This window comes from Paraburkholderia phenoliruptrix, from assembly GCF_047325075.1.
Taxonomy (GTDB): domain Bacteria; phylum Pseudomonadota; class Gammaproteobacteria; order Burkholderiales; family Burkholderiaceae; genus Paraburkholderia; species Paraburkholderia phenoliruptrix.
Genome location: NZ_CP168530.1, coordinates 168,615 through 183,191, shown reverse-complemented (window position 1 = coordinate 183,191; position 14,577 = coordinate 168,615). Strand labels below are relative to the sequence as shown.

The following is a 14,577-nucleotide window of genomic DNA, read 5'->3' as shown; positions in this document are numbered from 1 at the left end:
AGAAGAGAAGGTCGGCGCTCAGTGGGACATCAGCACCGGCACGGTCATCGACTTGAGAATGGTGCGCGTGGCGCCGCCCATGACGAGTTCGCGCCAGCGCGAGTGCCCGTACCCGCCCATGACCAGCAGATCGGCGCCGCTGTCGGCGACCTGGGACAGCAGCGTCTCGCCGACCGGCGCGTCCGCTCCCGTCTCGATATCGGCGACCTCAACGGGCACGCCGTGCCGCGCGATCAGCGCAGCGATATCCGCGCCGCGCACGCGGTCCTGCCCGCCTTCACGCATACCGTTGATGGTCAGAACCGTGGTCTTTTCCGCCGCGCGTATGAACGGCAGCGCGTCGTGCACGGCGCGCGCGGCCTCGCGGCTGCCGTCCCACGCGACGAGAATGCGGCGGCCCGTCGAGCGTTCGTTGCGCGCATACGGCACCAGCAACACCGGGCGTCCGCTCGTCAGGATCAGGTTCTCGGGAAACAGATCGCCGACATACGATTCCGCGTCGCCGGGATTGTCCTGGCCCGCCACGATCAGATCGGCGCAGCGGCCGAGGCGCGGCACGGCAAAACTGGCGGGTTCGTCGACGGCGAGCCATTCGCCCTGCACTTCCGCGCGTCGAAGCTCCGCGTGAAAGAGCCGCTTGAGCGCGGCGCGCCGTTCGGCGCGAAGCTCTTCGTGCTGGCGGTAGTACTCGGCCGTGCCGGCCATCACATACAGAGAGCGCGGATCCGGCGAAAACACGGCGAATACGCCCGTCAGATGCGCGCCGAACTGTTTCGCGACGCCGAGCGCGGTTTCGAGCCGGGGATGCGCGTTCGGGCTCGTGTCGAGGTGAACAACGATGGTCTTGAAGCTCATGGCGAATGCTCCCGGAGAGAAGTGACGCACTGGCGGATGAGCTTGAGTCTACGAACCACGCCGCTTGCCTCGTTGATGCAGATCAACGGCGGCAAAGGGTGGCAGAGGACGGCAGAGGACGAAAAGGGGCGGGGCGCCTCGCAGCGGTATTTGACCTGCGTCATGAAGCGCCGAGCGCTGCCGCTTAAGCTCCGGACATGCATGCATGGCGCTGATACGCGTGCCCATGCGCTATCCATGGAAGGAGCGAGTCATGTCCGAGTCCCGCGTTCTCATTGTCTTTTTCTCGCGTACCGGCACGACGCACATGCTCGCCAGCACGCTCGCGAGCATGTTGTCCGCTGACGTCGAGGAAATCTGCGATTACACCGAGCGTCGCGGCGCGTCCGGCTATCTGCGCTGCGTGATGGACTCATGGCGCAAGCGGCCGGCCGAGATCGTGCCCGCGGGGCTCGATCCGTCGCAATACGATCTGGTGGTGGTGGGCACGCCCATCTGGGCGGGCGCAGTGTCCTCGCCGGTGCGTGCGTACCTGCTGCAAAACCGCACGAAGTTCCGGCACATCGGCTTCTTTTGCAGCCTGGGCGGTCTCGGCGCCGAAGCGGCTTTCGACGAAATGCGCGCGCTGGCCGGCAAGGCGCCCGTCGCGCAATGCAAGGTGCGCGCCGCCCAGGTGCAAGGCGTCGCGGCGGCGTCACTCGAACGGTTGCTCGAACCGTTTGTCGGCGAATTGAAGCGGCACCTCGCGCATTATCAGACGCTCGAATGGAGCTGCTGACGGCGCGCCGATGACGCGGCTTGCCTAGCGCGGCAGCAGCATCATCAAAGCGGCGGCGCCCATGACCGCCGTGGCGATCCAGCCGAGCGCAATGACCGGCCGGCTCGCGGTGAATGGCCCCATCACGGCGCGTTTGGACACCAGCAGCAGAATCACCACCATCAGCGGGACGGCGACCACGCCGTTGATCACGGCGCTGAAAAGCAGCGCTTTCATCGGACTGATCGACGAAAACTGGATGGCCAGCGCGGCCAGCACGCTGACCGCGATGATGCCGTAAAAGCCGAGCGCGTCGCGCGGCTTGCGCTCGAGCCCTTCGGGCCAGCCGAGCGCTTCGGCCAACGCATAGGCGCCGGAACCGGCCAGCACCGGCACGCCGATGAATCCCACGCCGAGTATGCCGAGCGCGAACAGCAGATAAGCGAAGTCCCCGGCAAGAGGCCGCAGCGCGCTGGCCGCCTGGGCCGCCGTGGCGATATCCGTGACGCCGGCCGCGTGCAGCGTCACGGCAGTCGCGAGCATGATGAACCAGGCGGTCAGGTCCGAATACAGCATGCCGCTCCAGGTGTCCCAGCCGATGCGCTGCAGTTCGGCGGGCGCTTCGCGGGCGTCGTCGACGAGCGGCGCACTGCCGGCGTGGGTATGCAGATCCTCGACCTCTTCCGACGCCTGCCAGAAAAACAGATACGGGCTGATCGTCGTGCCGAACACGGCGACGACCATGGCCGCCGCATCCGCATTCAGGTCGAGGCGCGGCCACACCGTGCGCACCGCCACCTCGCGCCACGGCACATGCACGACGAAGAGCACCGCCGCGTAGGCCAGCAGCGAAACGGTCAGCCACTTGAGAAAGAACACGTAGCGATGGTAGGGCACGAAAATCTGCAGGACCAACGTGGCGAACACGAAACAGACGGTGCTCACGTGACGGTCGATGCCGCTCACCAGTTGCGCAGCCTCGCCCATGGCGGCGACGTCGGCGGCGATATTCAGCGTGTTGGCGACGAGCAGCAGCGCCACGACGCCGTACAGCACCGCGGGCGGGAACACTTCCTTGATGTTGGCGGCGAGGCCCTTGCCGGTGACGCGGCCGAGCTTCGCACACATGGACTGCACGGCGGCCATGAGCGGAAAGGCGAGCGGCATCGTCCACAACATGTTGAGGCCGAATTGTGCGCCGGCCTGCGAATAGGTGGCGATGCCGCTCGGGTCGTCGTCGGCGACGCCGGTAATCAGGCCGGGCCCGATGCGCGCGAGCGGATGTTCGCGCAGGCGCGCAAGCGACGCGCGCAACCCGGCGAGAACGAGCGGGGCGGGCGGGGCGGGCGGGCGTTCAGGCTGGCTTGCGTCGGGCTCCACGGCGTTTCCCCAAAAGGCTTGCGCGTTGCCGCGCTTTGCACCGCGCTTCGCGGCGCGGCGGTTGTGGTGTCCTCAGTGCCATCAGCGGTCCCTTCCGGACCGGTCAGCGCTTCGTTCCGTGGCCAGTCAGTGGCCTGCGAGCGCCGAAGCCGCGCCGTACACCACCCGCGGATCGTGTTGACCTTTGTACACAGCCGGAGCCGACCTGTCGAGGCCAAGCAGCGTGTACACGGCAGTCTGCGCCGAGCGCACCGAATATTCGACGGTGAACACCACGTCGTTCGGCAATTCGCAGAACTGTCCGATGAACGCGAGGTTCGCCCAGCCCTCGGGCACCACGTGCGGCCGGTCGCCATGCCGGCGCCGCAGGAACTGGCTCGTGATGAAGGGCATCAGGCAGGGAATGCAGATGGCGTCGTCGAGAATACGCTCGGCCTGCGCCTCGATATGCAAATGGCCGAGCAGCTCGGTCATGATCTCGCGGCCCGTGCATTCGACCATCGGCTTGGCGACGAAATTGCCCGGCCGGTCGATAAAGAGCCCGTAGCCCCAGAACACCTGCACGTCTTTCGGCTGTCCGATGAAATGCGGCTGATGCGGCAGCACGATCGAAGCCCGCCAGTTCGATTGCGCGAACGTGATCAGGCCGCCTTCGCCTGGCACGTTGCCGGTGAGATCGCGGATCAGACGGAAGAGCGTCGGATCGTGCAGCGTCGCCGTGAAGGATAGCCAGCGCGATTCGTCCACGTGATCGGCGAAGACCGACGGATGACCGAACTCCCCGCGGCCCGCGGCGATGGTCTTCCACAGCGCCCAGGCGCCGCTGCTGTCGTCGCGATTGAAGACGGCCGCGCGATCCGTCGCGCCGAGGCTCGAGCCCGCGGTCATCGAGCCGAGCGTGATCATCACCTTGTCGTGCGGGCCGAGGGCGATTTCATCGCGGCGCCCGTCGTGTTCGCAGAGAACCGCCGCGACGCGGTTCAACTCGCCGCTTTCGTCGTACCGAAGATCGACCACCCGCGTATTGTTGAGGAACACTACGCCGTGTTCGTCGAGCCATTTGCGCAGCGGCCGTACCATCGAGTCATACTGGTTGTAGACCGTGCGCATGATGCCGTGCAGCTGGTTGAAGCCCGGCGTCATATGCGCGAACCGCAGCAGGTAGCGGCGGAACTCGGCGGCGCTATGCCAGGGCTGGAAGGCGAACGTCGTGCACCACATGATCCAGAAGTTGGTCTCGAAGAAGTCCGCTTCGAAATGATCCGAGATGCGGCTGTCGCCGAGCAGCGCTTCCGGTTCGAGCGAAAGCCGGCCGAGCGTCAGCAGATGCGCTTCGCCGAGACCGTACGCCGGCGCGTCCTCGCGTTTGCCGTCGCGTACGAGCCGTGACTTCGATGAAGTGCGGATCGTCTCGTTCCAGTCGAAGATCTCCTTCGTCACGCTGCTGCGGCCGTCCAGCGTCGGGATCGAGTCGAACAGGTCGTAGGTGCACAGGTACTTGCTTTCCAGCATGCGGCCGCCGCGCACGACGTAGCCGTCTTGCGGCGTGCCTGCGCCGTCCAGGCTGCCGCCGGCTTTGCCGAGCGCTTCGAGAATCGTGATGCGGCAGCCGGGCACATCGGCGTCTCGAATCAGAAACGCGGCCGCCGCGAGCGACGCAATGCCGCCGCCGACCAGATAGAAATGGCCGGATTCGATCGCTTCATTGCGGGCGGCCGCCGTAAGCGGGCGCGTGCCGGCGTATTCGTCATGGTTCATTTGAGGGTCCCCGCAGGTGATGGCCGTGAATGTATAGACCATACCCGCGCGGCCGGGACGCTCGTTGCGCTGGATCAACGGCGCCCCGGGCGCGGCCACTGCGACGCCGTTGATACAGGTCAATCGTCGCCTGCCCATGCGCGTCCATGATGAATTCATTGACTCGCCGATGCACGCCGCTTTCGCAGCGCGAACGGTCGATGCGAAACACGGCGCGCGGAGGTTGTATGGGAATCGACATGCAGATCGTGTACCTCGGGTTTGCCGGCTCCGCGCAAATCGAGTCCGAAGCGGCCGCGCAACTGGTGCGCCTCGAGCGGTTCAGCCGATCCATTTCCGGCTGCCATCTCGCGCTGGAAGCCATCCGCGAGCGCGCTCCACAGGATGGAATGCGCGCCGTTCGCACGACGGCCGAGAACGAGTCTGACCGGCGCCTGTTCGACGCGCGCCTCGACCTCGTGCTGCGCACCGGCGAGCTATTGCCGGTCGAGCATCGGCAAAGTCACGATCCGGATCGAGCGGTGCATGAGGCATTCGATGCCGCCGAACGGCTGCTCGAGCGTCATGTCGCGCGATCCGTGACGTGACGCGTCGGGCGCGACGCTACTACTCAACTTTTAGGAGTCCGTTATGTATGCAAATATTGTGGTGGCTCTGGACGGCAGCGACGCCGCGAAACGCGCGCTTTCGGAAGCGATCCAGCTCGCCAGGCTCTCGCGCGGCAGGCTGACGGCGGTGTATGTGGTGGATCAGTCGGCCGCGTTTACGTATGCGGGCGCCTGCGATCCGCATCTGCTGACGGATGCCGCGCGGCAGGTCGGTCTGACGCTGCTGCATGCTGCGCGCGAGCAGATGCGTGAACTGAACGTGGTCGGTGAGACGGAGATCGTCGAGACGCAAGGCATCTCCGAAGATGTCGCCGGCGCGTTGCTGCGCTGCGCCGACCAGCGCGACGCGGATCTCGTCGTGATGGGCACGCATGGGCGGCGCGGCTTGCGGCGCATGGTGATCGGCAGCGTGGCCGAGCGCTTTGTGCGCCTGGCGACGTGCCCGGTGCTGCTGGTTCGCGAGCCGGCGGACAACGGCCAACGGGAGCAGCGTGCGTCCGTGTAAGGCCGCATGATGCCCTCGGCTGAAGTGCTCACGGGCGCGAGAGCGGTGTATGAGCGGCGTGTGAGCCGTGAGCCCTTCAGCGCTTGAGTTCTATCAATTCAGCTCTATCAAGAGTCCGCCGAGTCCGCCGGATCGAAGTGCCCGACGGTTTGCGCAAGGACAGGCACGCTGTCTCGCGACAGCCGCATCTCGGCGCCCAGCGTGCCGCGATTGAGCCAGCTGCGCGCGGTCACCGCGAGACCGGCCGCTGCGCAAAACAGATAGACGTTCTGCACAATGGCGCCCGCGCTTGCATACGCGAACGGCTCGCGCTGCGAGGCCGCAATGTCCTGCATGCGCGCGAGGTCCGCCACATACACCAGTTCGACGGGCGCCTCGCCGACGAAGTCCTGATAGCCGGTCAGCGCCCGCAGATCCGCCGCAATCACCAGGTCGAGGCAGTGCGCGCGCGGATCGTAGCGATACATGCCGCGCGCCAGCGCCGCATACACCTCGATTTCATGCAAGGCGAGAACGGACGGCGCCGTACGCCTGTCGGCGCCGTCGGGCTCGGTCCCCGCGTGTCTGCGATTCACGCCGTTGGCTGCCCACAGCAACTGGCCGAGCGTCGCGTCGTCGAGTTCGGTCGGCGCGAAACGGCGGGTCGTGCGCCGTTTCGAGAGGGCGTCGAGGATCGGCATGCCGCCGCTCACCACAGGCGGCGGCAAGACGATGCGTGGTAGCGACTCGCCGTGCACCGGGCGGGCGCCCGTTGCTGCGGGCGTCGTCGTGCCGAGTCTGAAAAAATGCTTCATGGCAGCCTCAACGGACAAACGTGGGTCCTTCAGGACACGAGCTCGGTCAACGGCCGGCGCGGCGAATGGATCGCCGGCCCCGGCCGTTTCGCGCGGCCGACGCGTAACACGAGTTGCGGAACCGCGTCGATCACGAGCAGCGTACGCAGCCGCTCGCGCAGCGCGCCGACCTCGATCGGCTGATTCAGATACGACGCGGTGATGCCGGCATTCGCCGCGACCAGCAACAGCCGCTCGAGCGCCTGGCCGGCTGCGAGCCACGCGGGCGCGTCGTCGGTCGATGTCGCGAGGCAAACGAGCAGCGGCGAGCCTTCGGCGAGCGCATGGTGCGCGGCGGCAAGACCGCCGCCCAGATCGAACGTGCGCACTACCGACGCCAGCAGCGGCGCCGCAAGATCGAGCAGCGCGGTCATGCCGGCCGACAACGCGGGCATGCCGTCCTCGCGGCGTCGCGGGTGAATCCAGCTGGCGAGCTCGCGGCGAAAACGCGGGTCGTCGAACTGGATGCGGTCCGCTTCGGCGACGAGCTCGGCAACTTTCTCCCGCACCGGGGCGCTCGAGATGCAGACGGCGTCCGCGCCTTCGGCCTCGACGGCGTCGACGAGCTGCTGCAGGACGCCTGAAGGCAGCGGCTCGTCCCTGAAGATTTCTCGCGTGGTCACGCGGCGGCGAACCGCCGGAAGGAGCGAGGCGAGCGCCGCGTCGCAATGACCGTCGGAAACGATCCGCACCTGGGCAAGCACGTCCGGGTCGAAGCGGGACGGCAGCAGGGTGATCGCGTAGGCGAGTCCGAAGTAGCTGAGCGCGACGCGCAGATTCAAGAGCGCGGCGCCGCAACTGATCATCAGCTCGCGATCGAACGGATCGACCACCGGCAAGGCGCGCAGCCGGTCGGCGCACAGCGTGACGCTGTCGCCGTCCACGATGAAGTGCCAGGGCTGCGTGTTGTGGTTGGACGGCGCGAGCACCGCATAGCGCAGCGCGAAGCGCAGCTTTTCTTCCGTGCTCGCGGTGCTGTCCAGTTCATGTTCGTCGACGGACCAGGCGGCCGTCTGCGGCAGTGCGCTCATGTCGTGGTCTCCTGCGCGATTTCATCTCGTCACTGTGTCAGCCCGGGCCGTCCGCGGATTGATCTGGATCATCCGGCGTGCAACGTACGAATTCGGGGCTCCGGTTGGCGGCGGCACTGTCCGCGGCGCCCGGCAGCTCGACCGTTTGAAGGTACTCCGGCACTTCGCAAGGCCAGTGCAGGGTCTCTTCGATATGACGCCGCATCGCGTCGGCGGCGGCCGGTTCGCCGTGCGTGACGAAGGTGCGCTGCGGCGCCTCCGGAAGCGAATGCAGCCATGCGAGCAGCTCGCCATAGTCGGCGTGAGCGGACAGCGACGAGAGGCTCGCGACCGTGGCGCGCACCCGCACATACTCGCCGTGAATCTTGATTTCTGGCACCCCGGCGGCGAGTGCCGCACCGCGTGTGCCCGCCGCCTGATAGCCGACGAGCGCGATCGTGTTGCGATGGTCGGGCGCGAACGCTTTCAGGTGATGCACGACGCGCCCGCCGGTCGCCATGCCGCTGCCCGCAATGATCACCATCGGGCCATGCCGCCCGAGGATCGCTTTGGATTCGTCGACCGTGCGCACCATCTGCGCGGCGTGGCTGATCGCGTTGGCCTCGGTCGAACTCACGCGATGCTCGCCCACGTGATGCCGGTAAAGCTGCGTGACGCTCGTCGCCATCGGGCTGTCGAGAAACACCGGCACGTTCGCCATGCGGCCGGTCGCTTTGAGTTGCGCGATGTAATGAAGGATGGTTTGCGCCCGCCCGACTGCGAAGCACGGAATCACCACCACGCCGCCGCGCCGGAATGTATTCGCGAAGATCTCCGCGAGTTCGGTGGCCGGATCGGTCTTCGCGTGCAGCCGGTCGCCGTAAGTGGATTCGACGACGAGATAGTCCGCGTGGGCAAGCGGCATGGGCGCGCGCATGATCGGATCGTCGGGCCGGCCGATATCGCCCGAAAAGGCAATGACCTTGCCCTCGACGCACAGCACGACGCTCGCCGCGCCGAGGATGTGCCCCGCGGGCAGGAAGCGAAAACATGCCTGCTCGTTCAGTTGCCGCGGCATGTCGAAATCGCGGGCTTCCAGCAATTGGAGCGCGTGTTCCGCGTCGTCGAGGGTGTAGAGCGGCAGCGCCGGATGATGCTTCGACAAACCGTGCCGGTTCGCATAGGCCGCCTCTTCTTCCTGCAGCCGCGCGCTGTCGCGCAGCATGATCTCGCACAGATCGCGCGTGCCGCGCGTGCAGTACACCGGCCCTCGATAGCCCATGCGGGCAAGCACCGGCAGATAGCCGCTGTGATCCAGGTGCGCGTGCGTGAGAATCACGGCATCCAGCGTGTGGACGTCGATCGGCAAAGGGTTCCAGTTGCGCAGCCGCAGGTTCTTGGTCCCCTGAAAAAGCCCGCAGTCGATCAGAATCCGCAGCCCCGCGCCTTCCAGCAGGTACCTGGAACCCGTGACGGTTTCTGCCGCCCCGAGAAACGTCAGCTTCATGTCTCATCCCTCCCGGCCACGCCGTGGTTGGGCGTTGTGAGGCGCAGATTCAGCGCACCGGCGCTTGCACGGAGGCGTCGCACAGCGCTTGCGCGAAACGCCGAAACGCGTGGAGCGAGCCCGCGATGCTCTGGTACTTCTGCCGGCCGATCTGACCGTCCAGCGTGACGAGCATGCCGGCTTCGCGGGCGAGCGCGAGGATCCGGGCGAAGTCGTCGGCGGTGTCGGGCGTCTCGCGCGGCTGGCCGTCGGCAGGCGTCGATGCGGTTTGAAAGGAGGTCGTAGGCATGATGGTCTCCTGCTGACAGTGGCGCTTTCCGGTGATTTCAGTAAAGACCATGGTCCACGCCACATAAATCAGGTGCCGCCGAGAGTCGAGTCAGTATTCGTGCAGCCGTGTCAGCAATTCCCTACACGGAGGGCCCTCAAGGATGTCAGGGAAAGTCGGCATCAGGCTAAAGGCGAGCCTCGGCAGGCATGGCTGCGTGCGGTGCGTCGCGCTTGACACACGTCAACCGGCGCTTCATGCGCGAGCCTAAAGTCAGTGGTACAGAGTGCCCGATGCGCTCCCGCGCAGGCGGCGATGGCCGCGGATCGAAGCACGCTGGAGCACGCGTTTTGCGAAGGGCGGATCGTGCGTCGAACCGTGTATTAAAACGCGTGCAATGCCATGTGTTTTGTGAAATCACCGATCATCCGAGGAGCACGACGATGAGCAATTTGAGCCGATTTGATCCGTTCCAGATGGACCCCATGTCCGAGCTGTTTCAGGGGCTGTTCCGGCCGCTGCGCGGCGCAGGCAGCGAACCGCTCGCCGATATCAAGCTCGACGTGACCGAGAGCGACAGCGCCTACACCGTGAAGGCCGAACTGCCGGGCGTGGAAAAGAAAGATATCGACGTGAAGATCGACGGCACGCTCGTGTCGATCAGCGCCAAGGTGGAACGCAATCAGGAAATGAAAGACGGTGAGCGGGTGATTCGCCGGGAGCGGTATGCGGGGGCGGTCAGCCGCGCATTTTCGTTGGCAAGTGAAGTCGACGAGGCGTCCGCAGCGGCGGAGTACAAGGACGGCGTGCTCTCCCTGACGCTGCCGAAGAAAGCGCCGTCAGAGCGCAAACGTCTGCAGATCAACTGAGCGCGATGTCGCGCGCGCGCGGCCGCATGTTGCGCCGCGCGCGCCGCGACACGAGGCGAAAGCCCACGAGGAGCATGCAATGAAATCGGACTTCGAATTGAAGCGCCAGGTGGAGGACGAATTGGCCTGGGATCCGGCAGTCGACAGCACGGATATCGGCGTCGAAGTGCGCGATCGTGTCGTGACGCTGTCGGGTCATCCGACGAGTTATGCGGAAAAGGTCGCGGCGGAAAAAGCCGCGCAGCGCGTGGCCGGCGTGAAAGCCGTGGTGGTCGAGATGAGCGTTCGCATCGCGCATACCGATGTGCGCACCGACGAAGAAATCGCCAACGCCGTACGGACCATGCTGCGCTGGACCGTGGGCTTGAGCGAAGAGGCGGTCAAGGTGCAGGTCGAGAAAGGCTGGGTGACCTTGCGCGGCGAAGTGGACCGTGCGTATCAGAGCCATGTCGCGATGCGCACCATCTCGCATATGCGCGGGGTCACGGGCGTTTCTAATCTCATCCGGATTGGTGGCGAGGCCGCTGCGCAGGACATCGGCGAGCAGATCGGCAAGGCGCTGCAGCGTCACGCGGAACGCGAAGCGAAGCACATCGAGGTCAAGGTGCACGAAGGAACGGTCACGCTGACGGGCAAGGTCGATTCGCTCGCCGAACGCTCGGCGGCGCGCGGCGCGGCGTGGTCGGCGCCGGGCGTGCACGCGGTCGTCGACAATCTGACGGTGGCCTAGCCGCGCGTTCGCCTGCCTGAGCACGGCCGGTGCCGCCCCTGCGGCGCCGGCCTGTCAGTTTGCGACGCGTGCGGCAACGAGGAGAGACTCATGACAATTTCGGGCAACGTGGGCGACGGCGACTGGTCGGTCGTCGCCACCACTCATCGCGCGGCGGGCGGATTTGACTGTCTGGTCAAGCTCAGTCATCACACGCCGCAAGGCGTGTTCAAACACGAGTTCATGCACAGCGGGACTTTTCCCACCGAACACCAGGCGATCCTCGCGGGTCTCGGCGAGGGAATGGACTGGGTTCGGCTCAAGATGTCGAATACGCTTTCCATCCAGCCTTGCGCGCTGCCGGCCGAGCCCGCTGCGCCTGGCCAGCCGGCTCAGCCTGATTGAATGAGCAGGGCGTGAGCCGGGCGGATTTCACATCCAGTCCCGGCTTCATTCGCCACATTCGCCACGCTCGACACGCCGCCGCTCAGTCGATCAGTCGAGCTTCAGCACGATGCGGCCATCCACCTGGCCGCTCTTCAGTTGCCCAAAGACATGGTTGATGTTCTCGAGCCGGTCGAGGTGAATGCGCGCCCGGACACGGCCTTGCGCGGCAAACTCGAGCGATTCCTGCAAGTCCCTGCGCGTGCCGACAATCGAACCGCGCACGGTGATGCCGTTGAGCACCGTCGAAAAAATCGGCAACGGAAAGTCGCCCGGCGGCAATCCGTTCAGCGCGACCGTGCCGCCACGGCGCACCATGCCGAGGGCCTGCGCAAACGCGCTGCGCGACACGGCGGTCACGAGCACACCGTGGGTGCCGCCGATTTCCTTCTGAATCGCGGCGGCCGGGTCGCCGTCCAGCGCGTTGAACGTGAGTTCGGCGCCGAGCTCACGCGCAAGCGCGAGCTTGTCGTCGGCTATGTCGACGGCCGCGACGCGCAGACCCATGGCAATCGCATATTGAACCGCGACATGACCCAGACCGCCGATTCCGGAGATGGTGATCCACTGGCCCGGCCGCGTATCCGTCACGCGAATGCCTTTGTAGACGGTCACGCCGGCGCAAAGAATCGGCGCGATAGCTTCGAATGACACGGAGGCAGGCAGATGACCGACATAGTTCGGGTCGGCCAGCACGTATTCGGCATAGGCCCCGTTGACCGAATAGCCTGTGTTCTGCTGCTCGTGGCAGAGCGTTTCCCAACCGCCGAGGCAATGCTCGCAGTGACCGCACGCCGTGTACAGCCACGGTACGCCGACGCGATCGCCTTCCTTGATATGCGTGACGCCTTCGCCGACTGCCGCGACATAGCCGACGCCTTCGTGCCCGGGAATGAACGGCAGCGCCGGTTTGACCGGCCAGTCGCCATCGGCGGCGTGCAAATCCGTATGACACACGCCGGACGCTTTCACGTTGACGAGAATCTGGCCGCGCCCAGGCCGCGGGACGGGGACTTCCTCGATCTGCAGCGGCGCGCCGAATTCGCGAACGACAGCGGCTTTCATCATTTGAGCCATGAGCTTTCTCCAGACGATGGTTGGACCGCGATCAGTATCGGCTGCATGCCACGCGCGGAATTGACCTGAGTCAGCCAGGGCCCACGCCGGCGGCGCACAGTGGCCGCGTCGGGGTCGTGCGCGGGTCCCAGTTGCGCCCAACCCGCGCCGGCATGATCCACGTCAAACGGGCGTGCGCGGCGCCGCCTAATCTGAAATCACGCCATCACCTAACAGCCAGGAGGCTTGCCATGCGCGCATCCGATGTCATGACCGGCAAGGTCATTTCGGTCACACCCGACATGACCATTCGCGAGGTCGCCAGACTATTCGTCGAGAACCATATAAGCGGCGCGCCGGTGCTCGATTCGGACGGCAGCGTCGCCGGCATGATCAGCGAGGGTGACCTGCTTCGCCGCAGCGAGATCGGCACCGACGAGCGCAAGCGCACGTCGTGGCTCGATTTCTGGTCCGCGAGCCATGAGGCGCGCGATTACGTCAAGACCCATGCGGCAAAAGTGGGCGACGTGATGACCACGGACGTGGTCACCGTCGGCCCCGACACGCCGCTCGGCGAAGTGGCCGGTGTTCTCGAGACGCGGCATATCAAGCGCGTGCCCGTGACGAAGGCGGGACGGCTCGTCGGCATTGTGAGCCGCGCCAATCTCGTGCAGGCGCTCGCGAGCGTGCCGGATGAGCCGGTATCGGACGCCACGCTCTCGGACGCCGAAATTCGCGCGATCCTGATGGGTGAACTGGCGGGGCGCAAATGGGCGTTCGCCGGCCGCAACATCGTCGTGACCGACGGCGTCGTGCATCTGTGGGGTGTGTTTCAGTCCGCCGAGGCCGTGGATGCGCTCCGCGTGGCGGCGCAGAACATACCCGGCGTCAAACGGGTGGAGGACCACACCGAGCCGTATCAGGTCATGCCGGGCATCTGAAGACCGACGGGCGGCGCGGCGGCGCGATCGGAACCCAATGGAGACGGGATCATGAATTCAACGGAGCGCGGTGCCCACGCCGCGGACGCGATCAGGCGGATTCTCGTTGCCGTGGATGCTTCGCCCGAGTCGGCGCGCGCAGCGGACTACGTGTGTCACTTGACGTTGCCCGGCGCGCTGATTCGCATTGTGAGCGTGGCGGAAAATCCTCGCGTCCTTCTGCCGCTCGGATCCATGACGGACGCCGAGTTGCAGCTTGCGCGCGACGAGCTGGCCCGCGATGCCGAACAGGCCGTGGCGCGTGCAAGAAAGATGTTCGCCGACGTGGGCATCGAGGTGGAGTCCGGCGTCATCGACATTTCGAGGCAAGGCGGCTACACGGCCAATGCGCTGATCGACGCTGCGGCCGAATGGAAGGCGGATCTGCTCGTCCTCGGCGCGCGTCAGCATCACGGCATGTTGCGCTGGGTGGAAGGCACCGTGTCCGAGTTCGTCACCACGCGCGCGCTCTGTTCGATCCTGATCGTGCCTGCCGGTTATGAAGCCGACATCGGGCCCTCTCCGCAGCGGATTCTTTTTGCACTCGACGGCAGCACGGCGTCGCTGGATGCGCTGCGTGCAGGTCTTCGGCTGGCTCTGCCGGAATCGCGCTTGCGCGCCATCTATGTGATCGACCGTGCCGTGCGTTTGACGGACTTCGTGCCGATTCATGTTCTCGAAGAGGCTTTCGTCGAAGAGGGGCACGTCGCTCTGGCGCGCGCCGCGGACGCCTTCGCGGAGGTCGCGAACCGGGCCGAGACGGCACTCGTCAAGACCGAGCCCGTTAGCGATGACGTGCCGCACGCCATCGTGCGCGAGGCCGGGCGGTGGCACGCGGACCTGCTCGTTGTCGGCACGCATGGCCGGCGCGGCGTCGCGCGCTGGTTGCTCGGCAGTGTCGCCGCGCGCACGGCGCGGCTGGGCTGCACGCCCGTGTTGCTCGCGCGGCCGGCGCGCGATGCGTGAACCGGCGGACGGCATCGCGCCGTCGCTTTACCGAGTCAATGTTACGTTATATCATTGCGTCGTCATTGAGCG

General features: G+C 66.0%; 16 protein-coding genes. 8 read left to right on the top strand and 8 right to left on the bottom strand.

What is annotated here, in order from left to right:
- Positions 1 to 18 precede the first annotated feature (18 nt).
- Positions 19 to 855: a universal stress protein gene (locus ACEN8U_RS00825; RefSeq protein WP_013591462.1), complete on the bottom strand. Its 837-nt coding sequence runs from the start codon at positions 853 to 855 to the stop codon at positions 19 to 21.
- 253 nt (positions 856 to 1,108) lie between these two features.
- Here ACEN8U_RS00825 and ACEN8U_RS00820 point away from each other — a divergent pair, with 253 nt between their 5' ends.
- Entirely contained in the window at positions 1,109 to 1,633 is a 525-nt protein-coding gene (locus ACEN8U_RS00820; RefSeq protein ID WP_310111672.1) for a flavodoxin family protein, read from the top strand.
- Between the two features lie 24 nt (positions 1,634 to 1,657).
- Here the strand turns inward: ACEN8U_RS00820 and ACEN8U_RS00815 are convergent, their stop codons facing one another.
- Entirely contained in the window at positions 1,658 to 2,992 is a 1,335-nt protein-coding gene (locus ACEN8U_RS00815; RefSeq protein ID WP_310111675.1) for a divalent metal cation transporter, read from the bottom strand.
- A 126-nt stretch (positions 2,993 to 3,118) separates the two neighbouring features.
- A complete protein-coding gene (locus ACEN8U_RS00810; RefSeq protein ID WP_310111838.1) occupies positions 3,119 to 4,888 on the bottom strand; it encodes an oleate hydratase in 1,770 nt (589 codons plus the stop codon).
- Positions 4,889 to 4,977: 89 nt separating this feature from the next.
- Between ACEN8U_RS00810 and ACEN8U_RS00805 the strand changes: the two genes are divergently transcribed.
- Both ACEN8U_RS00805 and ACEN8U_RS00800 read left to right on the top strand, forming a co-directional pair.
- Positions 4,978 to 5,337, top strand: coding sequence for a hypothetical protein (locus tag ACEN8U_RS00805; protein ID WP_310111677.1), 360 nt, complete (start codon positions 4,978 to 4,980; stop codon positions 5,335 to 5,337).
- A 43-nt stretch (positions 5,338 to 5,380) separates the two neighbouring features.
- Positions 5,381 to 5,863, top strand: coding sequence for a universal stress protein (locus tag ACEN8U_RS00800; RefSeq protein WP_310111680.1), 483 nt, complete (start codon positions 5,381 to 5,383; stop codon positions 5,861 to 5,863).
- 107 nt (positions 5,864 to 5,970) lie between these two features.
- On the opposite strand, the gene ACEN8U_RS00795 is transcribed toward ACEN8U_RS00800, so the two are convergent.
- From ACEN8U_RS00795 to ACEN8U_RS00780, 4 genes are read right to left on the bottom strand one after another with little or no spacing between them, the layout of a single operon-like run.
- A complete protein-coding gene (locus ACEN8U_RS00795) occupies positions 5,971 to 6,657 on the bottom strand; it encodes a nitroreductase family protein (protein ID WP_310111683.1) in 687 nt (228 codons plus the stop codon).
- Between the two features lie 29 nt (positions 6,658 to 6,686).
- Positions 6,687 to 7,727, bottom strand: coding sequence for an Acg family FMN-binding oxidoreductase (locus ACEN8U_RS00790; protein ID WP_310111685.1), 1,041 nt, complete (start codon positions 7,725 to 7,727; stop codon positions 6,687 to 6,689).
- A 37-nt stretch (positions 7,728 to 7,764) separates the two neighbouring features.
- Positions 7,765 to 9,213: an MBL fold metallo-hydrolase gene (locus ACEN8U_RS00785; protein WP_310111687.1), complete on the bottom strand. Its 1,449-nt coding sequence runs from the start codon at positions 9,211 to 9,213 to the stop codon at positions 7,765 to 7,767.
- Positions 9,214 to 9,262: 49 nt separating this feature from the next.
- Positions 9,263 to 9,502: a hypothetical protein gene (locus ACEN8U_RS00780; RefSeq protein ID WP_310111689.1), complete on the bottom strand. Its 240-nt coding sequence runs from the start codon at positions 9,500 to 9,502 to the stop codon at positions 9,263 to 9,265.
- 422 nt (positions 9,503 to 9,924) lie between these two features.
- On the opposite strand from ACEN8U_RS00780, the gene ACEN8U_RS00775 reads away from it, so the two are divergent.
- The 3 genes from ACEN8U_RS00775 to ACEN8U_RS00765 all read left to right on the top strand — a co-directional run bounded on the left by ACEN8U_RS00775 (position 9,925) and on the right by ACEN8U_RS00765 (position 11,464).
- Entirely contained in the window at positions 9,925 to 10,350 is a 426-nt protein-coding gene (locus ACEN8U_RS00775) for an Hsp20/alpha crystallin family protein (RefSeq protein WP_310111841.1), read from the top strand.
- Positions 10,351 to 10,429: 79 nt separating this feature from the next.
- Positions 10,430 to 11,080, top strand: coding sequence for a BON domain-containing protein (locus tag ACEN8U_RS00770; protein WP_013591473.1), 651 nt, complete (start codon positions 10,430 to 10,432; stop codon positions 11,078 to 11,080).
- Between the two features lie 90 nt (positions 11,081 to 11,170).
- Complete coding sequence (locus ACEN8U_RS00765; protein WP_310111691.1) at positions 11,171 to 11,464, top strand: UDP-glucose 4-epimerase; 294 nt, start codon at positions 11,171 to 11,173, stop codon at positions 11,462 to 11,464.
- A gap of 90 nt (positions 11,465 to 11,554) precedes the next feature.
- On the opposite strand, the gene adhP is transcribed toward ACEN8U_RS00765, so the two are convergent.
- Positions 11,555 to 12,580, bottom strand: coding sequence for an alcohol dehydrogenase AdhP (gene adhP, locus ACEN8U_RS00760; protein WP_310111693.1), 1,026 nt, complete (start codon positions 12,578 to 12,580; stop codon positions 11,555 to 11,557).
- Between the two features lie 230 nt (positions 12,581 to 12,810).
- Between adhP and ACEN8U_RS00755 the strand changes: the two genes are divergently transcribed.
- Both ACEN8U_RS00755 and ACEN8U_RS00750 read left to right on the top strand, forming a co-directional pair.
- Positions 12,811 to 13,500 (top strand): CBS domain-containing protein, encoded by a 690-nt coding sequence (locus ACEN8U_RS00755; RefSeq protein WP_310111696.1) that lies wholly within the window; start codon positions 12,811 to 12,813, stop codon positions 13,498 to 13,500.
- Positions 13,501 to 13,551: 51 nt separating this feature from the next.
- Positions 13,552 to 14,505: a universal stress protein gene (locus tag ACEN8U_RS00750; RefSeq protein WP_310111698.1), complete on the top strand. Its 954-nt coding sequence runs from the start codon at positions 13,552 to 13,554 to the stop codon at positions 14,503 to 14,505.
- Positions 14,506 to 14,577: the final 72 nt, after the last annotated feature.